The organism is Bradyrhizobium erythrophlei (genome assembly GCF_900142985.1).
Taxonomy (GTDB): domain Bacteria; phylum Pseudomonadota; class Alphaproteobacteria; order Rhizobiales; family Xanthobacteraceae; genus Bradyrhizobium; species Bradyrhizobium erythrophlei_B.
The window spans coordinates 179,885-196,676 of sequence record NZ_LT670849.1; the positions used below are offsets into that span (position 1 = coordinate 179,885).

14 protein-coding genes are annotated in these 16,792 nt (G+C 60.9%); 2 read left to right on the top strand and 12 right to left on the bottom strand.

The genetic code is table 11. The features are described from left to right. Positions 1-11 precede the first annotated feature (11 nt). Positions 12-1,556 (bottom strand): ABC transporter substrate-binding protein, encoded by a 1,545-nt coding sequence (locus BUA38_RS00825; protein ID WP_072825699.1) that lies wholly within the window; start codon positions 1,554-1,556, stop codon positions 12-14. Between the two features lie 76 nt (positions 1,557-1,632). Beyond that, complete coding sequence (locus tag BUA38_RS00830) at positions 1,633-2,865, bottom strand: dienelactone hydrolase family protein (RefSeq protein ID WP_072815982.1); 1,233 nt, start codon at positions 2,863-2,865, stop codon at positions 1,633-1,635. A gap of 388 nt (positions 2,866-3,253) precedes the next feature. Between BUA38_RS00830 and BUA38_RS00835 the strand changes: the two genes are divergently transcribed. Further along, complete coding sequence (locus BUA38_RS00835; protein ID WP_083587389.1) at positions 3,254-3,847, top strand: helix-turn-helix domain-containing protein; 594 nt, start codon at positions 3,254-3,256, stop codon at positions 3,845-3,847. A gap of 448 nt (positions 3,848-4,295) precedes the next feature. Here BUA38_RS00835 and BUA38_RS00840 read toward each other — a convergent pair whose 3' ends face one another. The 8 genes from BUA38_RS00840 to BUA38_RS00875 all read right to left on the bottom strand — a co-directional run bounded on the left by BUA38_RS00840 (position 4,296) and on the right by BUA38_RS00875 (position 13,616). Then, on the bottom strand, positions 4,296-5,642 hold the full coding sequence (locus BUA38_RS00840) for an MFS transporter (protein WP_072815984.1): 1,347 nt from the start codon (positions 5,640-5,642) through the stop codon (positions 4,296-4,298). Positions 5,643-5,768: 126 nt separating this feature from the next. Then, positions 5,769-7,823: a phosphonate metabolism protein/1,5-bisphosphokinase (PRPP-forming) PhnN gene (gene phnN, locus BUA38_RS00845; RefSeq protein ID WP_072815987.1), complete on the bottom strand. Its 2,055-nt coding sequence runs from the start codon at positions 7,821-7,823 to the stop codon at positions 5,769-5,771. 16 nt (positions 7,824-7,839) lie between these two features. Then, on the bottom strand, positions 7,840-8,634 hold the full coding sequence (gene nadC / locus BUA38_RS00850) for a carboxylating nicotinate-nucleotide diphosphorylase (RefSeq protein ID WP_197685901.1): 795 nt from the start codon (positions 8,632-8,634) through the stop codon (positions 7,840-7,842). 532 nt (positions 8,635-9,166) lie between these two features. Continuing rightward, complete coding sequence (locus BUA38_RS00855; protein WP_072815992.1) at positions 9,167-10,198, bottom strand: leucyl aminopeptidase; 1,032 nt, start codon at positions 10,196-10,198, stop codon at positions 9,167-9,169. A gap of 57 nt (positions 10,199-10,255) precedes the next feature. After that, the gene (locus BUA38_RS00860; protein ID WP_072815993.1) at positions 10,256-10,891 is read right to left on the bottom strand and encodes an N-carbamoylsarcosine amidohydrolase; all 636 of its coding nucleotides are present in this window, start codon (positions 10,889-10,891) and stop codon (positions 10,256-10,258) included. Between the two features lie 9 nt (positions 10,892-10,900). Further along, a complete protein-coding gene (locus BUA38_RS00865) occupies positions 10,901-11,656 on the bottom strand; it encodes a maleate cis-trans isomerase family protein (protein WP_072815995.1) in 756 nt (251 codons plus the stop codon). Continuing rightward, positions 11,653-12,474: an alpha/beta fold hydrolase gene (locus tag BUA38_RS00870; RefSeq protein WP_072815998.1), complete on the bottom strand. Its 822-nt coding sequence runs from the start codon at positions 12,472-12,474 to the stop codon at positions 11,653-11,655. The genes BUA38_RS00865 and BUA38_RS00870 overlap by 4 nt, the downstream gene beginning before the upstream one ends. Next, positions 12,471-13,616 (bottom strand): FAD-dependent monooxygenase, encoded by a 1,146-nt coding sequence (locus tag BUA38_RS00875; RefSeq protein ID WP_072816000.1) that lies wholly within the window; start codon positions 13,614-13,616, stop codon positions 12,471-12,473. Before BUA38_RS00875 ends, BUA38_RS00870 begins: the two co-directional genes overlap by 4 nt. Before the next feature lie 411 nt (positions 13,617-14,027). Here BUA38_RS00875 and BUA38_RS00880 point away from each other — a divergent pair, with 411 nt between their 5' ends. Further along, positions 14,028-14,498: a MarR family winged helix-turn-helix transcriptional regulator gene (locus BUA38_RS00880; RefSeq protein ID WP_072816002.1), complete on the top strand. Its 471-nt coding sequence runs from the start codon at positions 14,028-14,030 to the stop codon at positions 14,496-14,498. Between the two features lie 46 nt (positions 14,499-14,544). On the opposite strand, the gene BUA38_RS00885 is transcribed toward BUA38_RS00880, so the two are convergent. Then, complete coding sequence (locus tag BUA38_RS00885; protein ID WP_072816004.1) at positions 14,545-14,838, bottom strand: antibiotic biosynthesis monooxygenase; 294 nt, start codon at positions 14,836-14,838, stop codon at positions 14,545-14,547. Positions 14,839-15,186: 348 nt separating this feature from the next. Further along, positions 15,187-16,344, bottom strand: coding sequence for a helix-turn-helix transcriptional regulator (locus tag BUA38_RS00890; RefSeq protein ID WP_072816006.1), 1,158 nt, complete (start codon positions 16,342-16,344; stop codon positions 15,187-15,189). Positions 16,345-16,792: the final 448 nt, after the last annotated feature.

The following is a 16,792-nucleotide window of genomic DNA, read 5'->3' on the forward strand; positions in this document are numbered from 1 at the left end:
ACGCAGCTCCCTTAAGCGGGCGTGATGAATTGCGGAAGGATCATGCCGCTGGATTGTGCCACAACCTTCAAGCCCTTTTTGTGGATGATCGGCTGCACATACTGGAACAGCGGAATCACCTCGCCTTCCTCGGCGATGTATTTGTCCACCGCCTTGTAGCCCGCGATCCGCTTGGCCTCGTCCTTTTCGCCCCACAACGGCCCGATACGCTCGACGAGGTCCTTGCCTTTCCACGCACAGTGCGGCGACGGGCCGAACATGGCAAAGCCGGTCGAGGTCGAGGGGTCGCCGATCGCGTTGCCCCAATTGTAGAAGGCGGCCGGCGCCAGCGCATGGCGCGCGCGCAGTTCGAAATGCTTGGCGATTTCGTAGACCTCGATGGTGGCATCGATGCCGACCTTGCGCCACATTCCGACGATCGCCTGGATCATCTCGTAATCTTTCGGCTTGAAGCCGCGCGTGGTCTGGATCGTGAACTTGACCGGCTTGTCGGGAGAGTAGCCGCTCTTGGCGAGCAGACTCTTCGCCAGTTCAGGATCGTAGGAAACCTTGATCGAGGGATCGAAGGCGGCATAGCCCGGCGCTTCCAGAGTCGAGATCGGGACGCCATAACCCTTCAGCAGCCGGTCGACGATCGCCTTCTTGTCGATCGCATGGTTCGCCGCCAGGCGGACGTTGCGGTCGAGCATCGGATCGATGTCGGTGAGGAAGATCATCGCGATATCGGACACCGGCTTGGTCTGGCCGACCAGGCCGGGCTTGCTTTTCAGCCGATCGAACTCCTCGTAAGGAATTTCAAACGTCAGGTCAGAGCCGCCCGATTCCATTTCCGCGACCCGGCTGGTGGGATCGGTGATGAACTTGAACACCACGGTCTCGAAGGCCGGCTTCGGCCCCCAGTATCCGGAATGCGCCTTCAGCCGCAGGAACGCGTTGCGCTCGAACGCATCGACCTTGTACGGCCCCGATCCGATCGGCGCCTTCTCGAATCCTTCTGCTCCGACCTTCTCGTAGTAGGCCTTCGGCAGGACGTAGGCGGTGAGGAACGCCATCCACTTGAACAGCGTCGGTTCGAACTCCAGCACGTCGCCGGTGATGGTATTTCCATCGATTTTGTAGTTGCCGACCTTGGACCAGACGAATTGGATCGGATTGCCGCTCTTGGGATCGGCGGCGCGCTGCAACGACCACACCACGTCCTCGGCGGTGACCGGCGAACCATCGTGCCAGGTTGCGCCCTTGCGCAATTCCAGCGTGATCTTGCTACGGTCGTCGTTCCAGCCCCATTTGGTCAGCAGGCCGGGCTTGAACGAAAGATCCGCGGCCTGGCCGACATAGGGATCGAACACCGATTGATAGATCGACTGGATCGTCGGATTGACCGCGGACAACCCGACGGTCGGGTCGAACGACGGCAGATTAACATTGTAAGCGATGGTCAGCGTTCCGGGTGCCGCGGCATGTGCCGCACCATCACCGGGCAGACTGGAAGCGAACGGCAGCGCGGCTGCGCCACCGGCGAGTTGCAGGACCGAACGACGAGACAGAGATGACATCATGTTCATTACCCCAACGCTATGAGCCAAATTTCCCTAAATACTTGCGCAAAGCCGCGCTGCCGACTGGTTTCGATTATTTGCCGGCGCTCTCGGACCAGCGGGACATCAGTGTGTTCGACGCCAAGGACTCGTCGACCAGTTTCTTCGCCGTCTCGATACCGGCGACCGGAAGTTTCTTCGGGTCGAGCAATCCGATCTGGACCAGGACCGAAGCCTGATCCCAGAAGATGTGCTCGTTGTAGAGCTTGTCGCCGCGGAACCGCACGATCGCGATCAGCGGAATCTCGACATATTTTCCGGTTGGCGCCACGCCGGGCAACATCCAGTCGATCTCGATATCGTGGGTGAAACAGAACAGCATCTCGTCGACAATGCGGTCGGCACCGATGGTGCGCGAGATCGGCACAAGCTTGGTGTCTTTCGGCGTCTTCGGAATGAAGTGATTTTTGTAGAAGCGCAGGAGATCGCGATAGCCGACGCCGCCCGTCATGGTCGGGATATGATTGACATAGGGCTCGGCGACCATGGTCGTCATGGTCTGTTCCGCCGAACGCACGCCGAATTCGAGCTCGGTATGCCGATCCCACAGCGCCGAGAGATCGTAATGCGGTCCCAATACCTTGCGGAACAGCGCGATCGAACGCGAATGCGCCATCAGCGTCGCAGGCTTGTTGAAGCTGGCGCGCTCCGGCGCGGCAAAGGCATGGTCGCAGCCGGGATAGAGATAGAACTCGACGTCGGAGCGTCCCTTGAACGCGCCCTTGATCTGCTCGCGCGCCTCGGCCGGCGCAAAACGATCGAGCTCGGCAAAATGAAAGACCATCGGCCCCTTGACGTTGCCCGCTTCCACAAGATCGGCCTCGATGCCGACCCCGTAATAACTGACCGCGCAATCCACATCGGCACGCGCGGCGACGAGATACGCAAGCTTGCCGCCGAGGCAGAAGCCGAGCGCGCCGACCTTGCCTTTGCATTCGGGCCGCGCGCGCAGCACTTTCAGCGCATCATCGGCATCCTTGATCGACTGGTTGGCATCGAAGCGCTGATAGTAGCCGAACGCCTTGTTGAAATCCGCTTCGGAATAGCCGAGCTCGATGCCGGGCTCGAGCCGCCAAAACAGGTCGGGCGCCAGTACGACATAACCCTCTTCAGCGTAGTAGTCGGCGACCTCGCGCATCGACTTGTTGACGCCGAAGATCTCCTGCAGCAGCAGAATGCCGGGACCCGAGCCGGATGCGGGAATGGTGAGATAAGCCTTGAACGTGCCGCCGTCCTTGGCAGCGATGTCGATCCATTGTCCCGCCATTGAAATCCCTCTCTTTACTGAAGTCCCTTGAGCCTTCCCTCATGCCGCATCGTTCGACGCGCATCGCATGATCTGTCTGCACAGGCCCCATCTGCACAAGCTAGTGGAGTGGATTTGACATTCGCTACCCGCCTGGCCGCGAGTCCGTAAAGCGAATGTCAAATCCTAAACTCCACTAGGATCTTATGTTTGCTAGTGGTCCTATGATTCTAACATTCGCAAGACTGCCCGCTGAGAAGGGATGCGAATGTTAGGATCGGACCACTAGAGGCCTCTGCCTTTTCATCATGCTTTATTAATTGAATTTTTAATGTAAGAATCAAACTTGTAAATAGCATAGATTGGGCACGGCCTGCCTAGGCCGTGAGCGAAGACGGAATCGGAGACGATGTTGAGGAAGACGCGAAAGGCTGCAGCGAAGCGAGCCGGCGGGGCGATCAAGCCAAAACAACAGCCGGGCACCAACGAGCGGCCGGGCTCCTGGCATTTGGCGCGCACCGAGACCGAGCGGCGGCTGTCGGAATTCGAATTCAGATTGGAGCGGCTGGCGCAGGCCTATTACCGCTGGAAGGCCGCGTGTTTTGCCGCGGTGTGCGACGTGCCGCTGACCGGCGACGATGTCGCCGTGCTCAACGTGGTGCGGATGGGCGACGAGCCGAAGCGGCTTTCCGAGATCGGCCAGTTGCTCAACCGCGTCGACGTTCCCAACCTGCAATACGCCACGCGAAAGCTGGTGAAGGCCGGCCTGATCGAGACCGAGGGCTCGTCATCGCGCAAGGAAACGCGTTACCGCGCGACCGCGACGGGCCGCTCCGTCACCGAGGCCTATGCCGAGCTGCGCGCCACCACGTTGCCGCCGATGCTGGAAGCGCTGGAGGGCTGGACGGACAAGTCCGAGGCGGCGGGCTCGCATCTTGAGCTGGTGTCGAGCCTTTATACCCAGGCAGCCCAGGTCGCGATCACCCGCCGGCACCAGCCGTAAGTCAGACATCGACGATAAACGACAGACCGCCGCCGAGCGGCTCGCGAAAGATCCGCACGTCGAACATCGCAGGCTATAGCTTCGGATCCAAAAGCGAACCACGTGAATCATTTGCTACTGCGAGAGGCTCTTGTTCTTTACTGCTGTGCCCCAACGAGTGCACTAGATCGCAGGAGATCATTGGCTGGCGCAGAAATCGTACGGTTGATGGCGGGAGGAGCGACTTGAACCCCCGACATTTTCGCAAAACGCCACCAAAACGGCTTACTGACCTCGGTACTCGGCGAAGTCGAAACCAATTCATTGCCGCTAGCGCTGGAGCGTTAGCCGACTTCGATATCGTCACGGTCGATCTTCTGCGCCGCTTTCCTTGCGGAGCAGTGTTGCGCAAGCTCGACCGCATCAACTGACCGGCCTGGCTTCAAGGCAATGAAGGCGCGCCAAGGGACTAACTTGCTCTGGACACAGTCTGGCCGGCCGCCGCCAAACTCTCGTGGGAGATCGCCCCATCCTTGGGCGACGCCGGAGCCGCGACTTCGTCCTCGAGTGGCCTCTCCGGGTGGAGAAAGAGCCACACGATCGCCCCGAACGCCGCAGCCGTCGCAATCAGGAACAGGCCGCTCGTCCAACTCCCCGTCACCTTGACGGTGAACGCGACCACAACCGGTCCGGCCACGTTCGAAAGCGCACCCCAAACGTTGGTCCAACCCGACATCACCCCCGTGAGCGTTTTGCCGAGATCCTGCGCCGCCGACCAGACCACCACCTGCACGAAACCGACCGCCGCAAACGACACGCACAAAAGCGCTATCACGACCGGCATTTCCGCGGCACGCGACGCACCTATCAACGCAGCCGCGCTGATGATGAAGCCGGCCATCGCCACCGGCGTACGCGCCCAGTAGACGGAACCTGTCCGCTTCAGAATGAGATCACAGACCCTGCCGGCAACGAACACGGCAATGAACACGGCAACCCATGGCAGCGACGCGTACATTCCCATCGCTTGTAATGACAACCCACGGGCATTCGTCAAATATGTCGGCAGCCAGGTCGTATAGAAACTCTGGATCAATACCAGGAGGAAATACTGGATGCCGAAGAGCCAGAACCGCGGTTTGCTGAAGCTGCGCAGGAAAGCACCAGCCGGCGGCGCAACCTCTTCAGGCTGGCCTTCGGCGATATAGGCCACCTCCTGTTCCGTAATCAGGGGATGGTCCCGCGGATTGTCGCGATAACCGAACCACCAGACCACACCGAGCAGCAGGCCAAGTGCGCCGAACCCGTAGAATACGATATGCCATCCGAAATTCAGGATGGTCCAGGTCGTCAGCGGCGCCGCAACGATCGGGCCAAGATACAAACCGCCGAGCACGATCGAACTGCCGCTCGCCCGCTCGTTGCGGGGAAACCAGCGCTTGACCGCCACGATGCCGCTCGACCAGTCGGCCGATTGCGCGCCGCCTAATATCGCCCGGCAGCCGAACAGCCAGGCGAAGGTTGAACCAAGCGGCGTGACAATCATCATCAGCGACCAGAGCACGCTGGTACTGAACAACACCTTGCGCGAACCCTTGCTTTCCGCCATCCGCCCGGCAGGCACCTGGCCCAGCGCATAGGTCCAGAAATAGACGGTCAAGATCAGCGACATCTCGACGATCGACAGGCCGAACTCCGCCTGAATCGTCGGCGCGGCGATCGTCATCGCTGCGCGGTCGAGTGTCATCACGAAGGTGATAGGCGCAACCAGCAACGTGACGATCTTCCATCTCAGATTATTTGCACTCCTGAACATCTAGTCCCCTTCCTCAAGCTGCCATGAAACAGTCGTGCACCAAGTCCCAGTTTGATTTTCTTTTTCGCCGCGATCTCCGACAGGACTGCGTTGCACCGACTACCAAGCATCGCGCGGGAAGCGCGCTTACGCCGATGCGACGGCAGTCTTCTGGTTGAGTGTAATTCCCATGTCCAACCCGGACATTGTCACCGCCGCCTCGAAGTCGCCGGCGGCGGAAGCATAAATCGTATAGAGCGGAGCGCCCGGTAGAACCTCGTCACCGACCCGGACCAGCAAGTCGATGCCTGCGCCCTTGTCGAAAGGCGCACCGGCCCGCCGCGCTACACCTGCCAGGTGCCATCCATCAATGTCCAGAACCCGGGCGCGGAACGGAGCGTGCACCGTATGGTGCAAGGGCCCCTGCTCGGCTTTGGGAACGCGGCCCTGAGCGTCGACGATCGCATCAAATCGCGCACGTGCAGCGCCGGATATCAGAAGCTTCTCCGCCACCGCGCGTCCCTTTTCCACCGAACCAATGGCCGGATCGAAGCTGAGAATTTCGGCTGCGAAAACGAGCGCCTTTTCTCTCAGATCGGGCACGGCATCCGGATGGTTGTCCAAGACCATGCAGACGTCACGGAATTCCAGTGCCGGTCCGATCCCCCGGCCTATGGGTCGGCTGCCGTCTGTAGCCTTGGCGCGCACCGTGAGACCGAGGCCGCTTCCGACAAATTCGAACACGCGACCTAACTCATTGGCCTCCTGCAAGGACTTCAGCTTCGCGCGAGGACCGTACGGCATGTCCACAACGACGTGGGTCGATCCCGCAGTCCATTTCTTCGACAGGATGGAGGCGACGGACCAGTAGTTGTTGTTGACGTCCAATGGTCGCGCAATCGAATTTACGACGTCGTCCAACACCGAATGGTTCAGCCGCCCATTCCAGGCGATACAACCGCGAACGTCCTTGACGACCCGGTAAACTTCGGCGGCGTTCAAATCTATCCGGCAAATCGCTTCCATAACATCGGCTGTCCCGGAGGCCGACGTGATGGCACGCGAGGAAGTTTTCGGCATCAGCAGACCATGTGCGGCGACGATGGGCACGACGATCAACGTAATGCGACTGCCGGGGATGCCGCCCAGCGAATGCTTGTCCACGACAATGGAGTCGCCCCAGTCGATGCGCTGCATGAACTGGCATCGCGCCTTTGCCACGCTGACGACCTCCGCCTCGTCCAGCGTCTGCAGCATCTTGACCAGGAAGGCGGCCGTTTCGCTTTCGGGATAGCAGCCGTCGACGATGTCGCGAAACAGGATACCGTACTCCTGTTCGCCCAGACGTTCGCCCGCAATCTTCCGCTGAAGCAGGCGCCGGCTGGACGGCGAAGGCGTTCGCTGAATGGAAACCAGAGCACCTTCCCTCAGCCCCAGCGCTTCAAAGGCCTCGCGAGAAAGGCCGAGTTCGTCCTGGCTCAACAAACCCGGACCAACAATATTGACTGCGGCCCGAACGCTGGCGCCCGTGCCGGCAATGTCAATCCGCCCGACGTCTGCATAGGCTTTTGCTTCAACAATGCGGCTATCCTCGGGAAGATAGGCGATATGACCAGACGCACTCGAAATCGGCAGTTTGCGGATCGCAAAACGTGACGCGTGAAGTTCAAGCGCCGAAACAAGCCGGCCGGCCCCCTCTTCGACCGTCGAGTCGTTGACGACGAGCACCCTCTCGACGTTATCGGATAATGGCGGCACCGCGCGTGTGAGCCGCTCCTCCACTTCTACCGCCGTCTCGCGGCCCCGCGAGGTAATGCGCTCTCGCAACACTTCCCGTGGCGCGGTGATTTCGATGACCACCAAGCGGCCCAGGTCTTCGGAAACCTCGGGAATGGCGGCACGCGAGCCGTTGGCGATCACGTTGCGACCGGCGCGCAGATCATCGGCGATCGACAAGGGCAGACCGTAGCGCAGGCCATGTGCCGCCCATGTGTGAAGAAACGCTCCCTTTGAAATTCGCGCGTCGAACTCGGCGTCGTCGACCGGCTCGTGATCCTCACCATTTCCTGCTGGCCGCGTGATAACGCGGCGAGCCTGGACATAGCGGTGCGTTCCCCGCAACTGACGCATGGCCTCGGTGACCAGCGTGTCCTTCCCGACGCCGCTGGCTCCGACGATATAGAAAAGGATTCCGGCCTGCATCGAGGTTGCCTCGCACTCAGAGCTTGTCGTCGAGGCCGATATCGACAGCGGGAGCCGACTGCAGAGGACGGCTGGTGGAGATAAAATCCACGCCGGTTTCGGCAATGGCCCTGATGGTATCGAGGCGGATGCCGCCGGAAGCTTCAAGCTGCGCCCGGCCTCGAACGAGTTCTACTGCCGTTTTCATGTCTGCCACACTCATGTTGTCGAGCATGAGGACGTCGGCGCCCGCTTCGAGGGCTTCACGGACCTGGTCGAGACGATCGCACTCCACCTCGATCTTGGTAAGTGCCGGCACCTTCGCTTTCGCAATGCGCACGGCATTGGCGATGCTTCCGCACACTGCGATATGGTTGTCCTTTAGCATCACCCCATTGTCGAGGCCCAGGCGATGATTGAGAGCGCCGCCGCAAGCGGCCGCGTGTTTCTCGAGCATACGCAGGCCTGGCGTGGTTTTCCGCGTGTCGAGCAGGCGTGCCTTGGTATGCGCGATGGCCGAAACGTATTTGGCGGTTTCCGTCGCGATTCCGGACAGGCGCTGCACGATGTTCAGCGCGGTCCGCTCGGCTGTGAGCAGAGCTTGCGCCGGACCGCTCACGACAAGGAGGACGGCGCCTTTTTCAACGACCTGCCCGTCGGCGACACGCACCTGCACCTTGCTGCCCGGCTCATAGCGCGTGAACACGGCGGCAGCCACATCGATGCCTGCGACGGTCATCGGCTCGCGAGCGTTCATATAGAATGTCGCTGTGGACGCGGGATCGATCATTATTTGGGCTGTCAGATCGAAAAAGCCGACATCCTCCGCCATCCAATTGTCGATCAACCGTAGAGCGGCGAACTTATCGTACATGATATTTGACTCCGGTTTGCATGAAGGCGGGTGGTGGTGCGTGGAATGAGTCCTCAGAACGGCACTCGGGCGAACGGCGGATCGGCGACGATTCGATGCACGTCATGTCCTTCCTTGTGCTGCGGCCCGTCCTGCAAAGCACGTGCAGGCAATCGCAATGCTGTCTGCGTGTGTCATGGCCGTTGTCTTTCGGACGGCTGCCGCTTTGCAGTCTGCAAGTTTGTCTCAGTTACCGTCCACAGTATTAGTGCATACGCTATGTATCAAGGCAAAGTTTTCGGCAAAGTCCTGCGTACGTCGCATCATTTTTGCGGTCTTTCTGGGCTGACGCCTAATGAAATGCAGTGATATCGCTATTTATGGTGAGATGCGACCGGCGCTTTCGAGGCCAGGAGCGTTCTTGATGCTCAGTAGTCATCCGCACACTGCATGTACGACGAACCTTCATTTCAGATGACCGAGCGGGGGGATCAGGAAGAAACAATTCCCGTCAGCGATCTGCCACCTTCATTTCTTCCACCGCGATATCACCGTCGAGAACGATCGGCTCGTCGTCAAGAAAGAGCGAACAGCCCCGCATGGGAATGTCGAGATGGCAGGCCGTATCGTTCGGGCCGCCGAGTTCGTTGTTCGGACCGGTAGAGAACATCACGTTGCCGTAAAACGAGCGCGGCTCCATGCCCATTCCGCCGGGGAACTCCCCTGGCACCATGCCGTGCCATTTCGCGTCGGGGTTTAGGCCCCAGCCGACATGACTCATGCCCATCCCGCGTGGGTCGTTGAAGCCGGCCATGTAGGATTTGACCAGCTCGGCATCGAGGCCGCCGCGAATGTCGGTGATCCAGCCCTTCTCAATCCGATATGTGATCGGATCGCGCACATAGAGATTCTGCGGCAGCAGAATGTCGCCTGGCGCGACCACGATCGTGCCATCCACGCCGTCATCGTCTCCGCCGGTAAATACGAAACCTGAAGGCCAATGGTCCCAGCGGCCCGGCTGATCGGTGCAAGCGTATTCGGTCACTGCGGGATAGGTATTGAGCTTGTAGGTAACGTCGGTGCCGTGCGGCGAGGTGATGCGCATCACTTTTGCCTTCGACAGGATCTGACCGGCGATCTCTACTCTTTCGCGAAGCTCCTTGTTTGGCAGCATTCGGGCCAGGAGCGCCGGTGGCTCGACGGCCGTCAGGATGCGGGTGCCTGCGGCCTGGATCGCCATCTGTTCGGGCGAGAATAGCAGGAAGATGCAATCGATCAGCATGTCAGCGGCCTTTAGCGCCTCGACCGCGTCGGGCAACGCCGCGAGGCCGGTCTTGCCTACCGCCCAGCCGGCGGCAGGCGGCGCGACCGGCAGCCGCATGTGATACATCTTCGCGCCGAGGCGCTGACCGGCGGCCATGAAAGCGTCAGCGTAGTCGAGACGCTCATTGCCCTGAGTGAGAACCACGAGCTTCTCGCCTTCATGGACACCCGACATCTTCAGCTGATGCAGGCAGATCTCGGTAAAGCTGAACTGGTCCATTCTCTTTCTCCTTGAACTAAAGCATGTCGCGTTGGTCGGATGTTTCGACGAGGCCCCTCACGGAGTGAGGCGCCTCAGATGGGCGAGAGTCTCGTCGAGAGACAAAACGTCTCCATATTTGGCGTCGATATCGAACAGGTTGGCCTCGTGCGGCCCCTCATGGCGATCGCCGACGCAGTCCCGCACGACGATTGTGCGAAACCCGTGCTGAACCGCATCGACGGCGCTCGCGCGGATGCAACCGCTCGTCGAGCATCCGCTGAGAACAACGGTGTCAATTCCTTGCGAATGAAGCGTTGGCGCAAGGCTGGTGCCGAAGAATGCGCTGGCATACTGCTTGGTGATGACAAGTTCGCCAGGCGCCGGCTCGACACCGTCACAGAACTCGGCGAGCGGGCTGTCTGGCACCAAAGCAGCCATCACCGGCGACTTTTTCAGCCAAACGCCGCCATCGAGGTAGTCCGACGCACGATAGAGGATGTGGGTGTGGACGACGGGGATGCCTTTACGATGCGCCGCATCGAGAAGCAGCGGCGTCCGTGCGACCGCTTCGATCACGCCGGGCGCGAAGAGCGCAGCGTTTGGCGTGGTGTAGGCCTTCATGAAATCGATGACGAGGATCGCGGGCCTCAAGCCGAAGCCGATGCGCTTGCCCCAGACGCCTCGGTAGTTCTCCGCCGCAGCCGCGCTCATCGGGCCCTCTCAGTACGCGCCGGAGAGGAGCGCGCCCGCACCGGGCGCGACCGGCTCGAGGTCGAGCGCCTTCAGCATCATGTAGGTGGTGGCGATGGCCGCAGTTAAGGTCGGCTTGCCTGTCAGGGCCTCGACCTTCGCGACGCTCGCCAGCGAAGGCATCTGGACACAGGCCGAAAGCACGATGGCGTCAACGTTCGATGTATCGAGTCCGGCGACGATGCCCGGCAACCTGGCCGGATCGTGCTCGGCGACCTTGAGGTTGTCGGAGATCTCCAGTGCCTTGTGCGTCACGACCTCGACGCCCTCGGCCTCGATATAGTCGATCACGAGCTTGGTCAGCGGTTTCATATAAGGCGCGACAACGGCGATGCGCTTCGCCTTCATCACCTCCAGTGCCTCGACCAGAGCGCCCGCGCTGGTGATTACTGGCGCCGGCGCGCCGTTGGCGGCCGTTACGCTCTCCAGTCGCGACCGGCTTTCGCGATGATAGCCGGGGCCCATCGACATTATCGCGACGAGGCAGGCGTAGCCGAGGACATCGACACGCGCATCCGAGAGCTCCAACGCGCAACGGTCGGACTGACCGTCCATCGCGGCGAGCTCCTCTTTCGTTACGTGCTTCATCCGCATGCGCGCCGAATGGAAAACGAAACGTTCGGGCTTGATGAGCTGACGGGCCGCCAGCATCGCCGGAATCTCGGTCTCCATGGTGACGTTGGAGCTCGGCACGATCTGGCCGATCCGGTAAGTCTTCGTCGTCATGCAGCGCTTCTCCCAAACGAGGTTCCCAGAAGGACGTCGAGAGCCTGAAAGAAGCCGTCGAAATCGTCCCACGGGATCATGTGACCGGCATCGGAAACACGCGTCGTGCGAATTGCCGGGTTAAGCGCGGCGATCTCGGCCTCGTCCGCAGCCTCGATCACGCCGCCACGGCCTGCGATCATCAGCGCGACCGGCAGGGCGAGTTGCCGCAGATCCTTGTGGATGTCGTCGGTGTGAAAGCCCTCGAAGGCGGCAACGATGGCCGGTTCGAAGCAGGTGTGGAGCCACTCTGCGCGGAGCCCAAGTTGCTCCTCGGACCAGGTCGGGCAGAACGCACGCATGGCGTCGGCGTCCATCCCTTCAACCGCAAGCCTGATCGAGTCGAGATACCAAGAGAGCTTGGCCGGGTACGGCCGACGTCCAGGACCGGAGACGGGTGGATCGACAAGAACGAGACGGGCCATACTGCTCGCGTCCCTGACGGCGGCACGGATCGCGATCCGCGCTCCCATCGAGTGTCCGAGAACGGTGACGTTTTCGACCTTCAGTGCCGCAATCAGGGTCGAGAGATCGTCCGCCATGGCATCGAGACCGTAGTCGAGACCGGGCCCGCTGGACGAGAGACCGCGGCCGCGAACGTCCACGACAAAGGTGTCGAAGACCTGCGCCAGGCGCTCCGCGACAAAACCCCAGGTGATCGCGGGGCTGGTGATGCCGGGCACGAGCAGCAGCGGCGCACCTGGGCCGCGGTACCTGAGGACATGTGTGCGGGTGCCATTCGTGCTGACGTTCCCGCCGGTGGGCCGCATCGCCGTCATGCCGCCATACCGCTCTGCAACGGCTCGGCGTAGATGTCGTACGCGAAGACCCAGGCCGGATCCTCCGGCGTGCGCAGCCAGGTATTGGCGTTCGAGACCCCCTGCACCCGCGATGCGCGCTCACGCCGGTTCGCCTCGTAGAGTTTGAACGCGGTGGTGTAGTCTTGCAGACCGGTTTCAACGAGGCAGCGCGTCAGCATCGCGCCGTCCTCGATCGCCATGGCGCCGCCTTGCGCCATATGCGGCTTCATCGGGTGGCAGGCATCGCCGAGAAGCGCCATTCGTCCGCGGCTCCAGAGCGGCAGGGGATTGCGGTTGAGCAGCGGCCACTTGGAAATATCGGTGGTGCAGTCGATCAGGGTTTGCACGATCGGGTGGTAGCCGGCAAAGGCCTCCCGCATTTCCTCCTGACTGGATGGGACCGAAGGGCCCTGGAAATCCCAGGCCGGGTGCGGCACGCCGGTTACGAAATAGTATTCGTCGCGACTGGACGTGGTGAAGTAGACCATCATATGCCGGTCTTTCGTCCACCATTTCACGCACGGCTCGAACTCGGCATTGAAGCGCTTCAGGTCGGAGCCTTGGATCAGGGCGCGGTGCGCCACCCATCCGCTGTAGTTCGGCTTCTCGGGACCCAGCAGCGCTTCGCGGACGCACGAATTGATGCCGTCGGCACCGATGACGATATCCGCCCGGAAGCGCGCGCCGTCCTGGAAGAAGAGGTCGATGCCCGATCCATCGTCGACGACGTTGGTGAGGTGTTTGCCGAAGTGCAGAGTCCCGGGCTGCAATGTCGAAATCTGGAGCGCGTGCAGATCGCCCCGGTGGATCGTGATGTAGGCCGCGCCATATTCGCGCAGCGCGAACTCGCCGAGCGGAATGCGCGAGAGGTAATCTCCAGTGACGCCGTCGCGACTCATCCAGAAATCGGGCTTCGAGCCCATGTCGACGGCAGCGTCCTCGATCCCCATGCGGCGAAAGATTTTCATGACGTTGGGGCCCATGTGGATGCCCGCTCCGAGACGGGAAAAAACCGGCGCCTGCTCGAAGACATCCACATGGAAGCCGGCCTTCTGAAGCAGGGAGGCCGTGCAGGCGCCGCCTAATCCAGCGCCGACAATGGCAATGCGTGGGGTTTTCATCGGTCAATGCGCTCCCGTGTTGTCCGGCCCGAACGGATCGCTCTGTTAGCGTTGATATGTAACGTACACACTATTGTTTGGATCGCAAGAGGAAAGGGAGAAATGGCCTTTGGCCCGCCATTCCTATTAAACTTACTCTTTTTTCAGCAAATTATACGTTTATTCTGGGAGATCATCATTGACCAGAGTACCGGATCGATAAAAATAATAGTGTATACACTTAAATGGCCAACAATGGTCTGCGCAAAGAGGCCGGAAACCCCGCACCCTCCGCGCTCGCCACGCCCGGCTCTTCGCCTAAGGCTGCGCGCAACTGCGACAAGCGACTTGCTTCGAGGTGGGGCAAGTTCGTAGTCATATCCTGTCGATTCAGGGTTGAATCGAGCGGCCACGAGGGAGGGCCCTGCCTGGATGGACGAGGCGGAAGAGAGTGAGCGAGCGGAGGGCTCGGAGCCAGGCTACATATTTTCCGAGCAGGTCGGATTTCTGCTGCGGCGCGCGTATCAGCGTCATCTCGCAATATTCCAGGCAAATTCGTGCGATGACCAACTGACGAGCGTTCAGTTCTCCACGCTTTGCGCTCTACGGGATGCGGGTCCGCAGTCGCAGGGCGAACTTGTGAAGGCGACCGGTGTGGATCAGGCAACGATCCGGGGAATCATCGAGCGTTTGAAGGCGCGCAGCCTTATCACGCTTTCCAAGGACTCCGACGACGGCAGGAAAGTCATCGTATCATTGACCTCCGACGGCTCGGATTTGCTCGAGAAAATGATTCCTCATGCGCGAGAGATCACCGAACAGACGTTCGGCGCGCTGAATCCCGCCGAGCGCACCGCGCTTCTGTTTACGCTGCAGCGGATGCTCGAGGACACGCAGAGCTGAAGGCGCGCCGCCGCAACCCAGTAATGTGCAAGACCTTGGGAGTGACCTAAGCCAGCGTATGCACGATCACCGGCCCGGCGACCGCTGTCGCCGGCCCGATCATCAGAGGCGCGAGTTCCTGTTCTATCCAGGCGAGCCCGCGTCGGTTCGACTCCTCCGCGCCCGCGTGATTGTTGAAAATGCTGATCGCCGTCACGGTGTCGTCTGGCGCATATACCACATAATAGGCCATGAAGCCTTCGACATCGCTGATGATCGGAATGGCGCCTTCTTTGATCCTGCGAGCCAGTTCCTCGGCCATACCGGTTTTTGCCTTGCCCTGACGAATAGCGGCGTACATTGGGTCCTCCCTCGGCGGAGCCACCGCAGTCGCGGTTACCGCGACTTTCCCTCACGCAGGATGATGCAGGTGGCGCGATCAGCAGAATTTCCCGCATGCGGGAGCGTACGCCCTCGCCCGCAACGACGCCATTGAATAATGGTACGCGTCGCTGCGCTCGACGCGCCGCATCTCAGAACGCGACCTTGACGCCGCCTCTGGCGGAACCGACCTTGCTCTCGTCGGACATCATCATGCCTTCGAACGCGCCATACAGCGACACGTTGGGCGTCAGGCGGTCGTCGAAGCCGACGCCGCCGACCGCACTGCCCTTGCCGGGCGTGACGAACGGATCGCTACCGCCGGACGTTAGCCGCTCAATGGCGTAGAGAAACCCGCGACGATCTTCACGAGATCGGCCTGACGCGTGACGCCGGTCTTCTCGAACAGGTGGCCGAGATGCGTCTTGACGGTGCTTTCGGCAACACCGAGTGCGACCGCGACTTCCGGAACCCGGCCGACTTCCACGATCGCGAGCAATACCCGCAGTTCGGTCGGCGTCAGGTGGTAGGCTCGCGCGATGACTTCCGGCGGCGATGGAACCTCGATCGCCGATTTGCGAACGAACAACGCCGCAACTGCCGAATAGGCGGTTCCCGCAAGGCGGCGCGCGCCCGACGTCAACGGCAGCACGTGCGCCACGTAGCGCGTCCCGTCCTGCGCTCTCAGGGGCAGATCGATGCCCTCGATTCCAATGGCGGCATCTCCGCCGCCGGCGGCCGAGAGCAGTTCGCGCAAGGCCTTCTCGATGTCGCGATCGCGCGCCGAGATATGCCCGCCCGATTCCGAAAGAAAGTCATTCATGCCGAGAATGGTGCGGCCGGCAACGTTGGCATGAACGACGCGCCCCTCCGCGTCGAGCAGACACATCCCTGCGCTCAGGCCGTCGAGCGTGTCGGCAAAGGTCGCGGCTTCCGTCGTCTTGAGATCGATCGCTTTCGAGACAAGCACCGCGCGGCGAATATGCGGAATGATCAGGCGGATTCGCTGGCGCGCCTCTTCGTCGACAAGTCCGTCGCGCTCGTGGCGAAAGACGCCGAACATCGCCACGCTGGTCAGGGATTTGTCGAGCACGGCAGCGAGGAAATCGACGACGCCCTGCGGCTGCACCCACTCGCGATAAAAACGCGTCTCGAGAAATTCGTGATAGGGCATCAGATCCGTCACCGAGATCGGCTGTTCGACCTCGGCAAAGAAATGACCGGTCGTCGCAGGATCGAGCTTTGCATACTTGTCGAAGTAGAGCTGCCGATACTGAGGATCGGTACCGAACTCGTGGTAGATATTCCCTGCCCCGCCGGCCGCATCCTTTGAAAACAGCGCCGCTGACGAGCCGCCGATGAACTTCGCGGCTTTGGCGAGCACGGAGCGCCATCGCGAGGCATCGATCGCGGCATCGTAGATTTCGCCGATGAAGAGCGAAAGTTCTTCCTGATCAATCACATTTTTTGGGAAAATTGCGTTCATGGACACCACGGAGGAACGGCGGGCGACTGCGCGTGATTCCGCCCGGGCTGCAAATAACGAGCTCCCTGCCGAGCGGTCCGCCAGCCGCGGCCCTTCATCGCGACCTTTCTGCTTTTGACTTTTTGGGTTTCAAGGCCCGCCGCTTCATCGTCGCCGTGACAAATGTCTTGAACTTTGTCTTGGCCCCGGCGTCAGCTGCGCGCTCTTCATTCGAAACCCTCTGTCCTGCCTGCTCGCGCGAACCAACACAGAGATCGGATTTATTCGCCACCAACAGACCTTCCCATTTCGCCTTGCGCTCGAGCGACAGCCCGCGACGGGCCGAACGCGGCCCGATGTATCGCGATGTATACGGCGGTGCCGCGCTCTCACTTGGACGGAGCCGACAATGAGTGGGGGGCAAACGAACAGCGCTATCAAATTCACGTTGCGGTACCCCTGATCATTT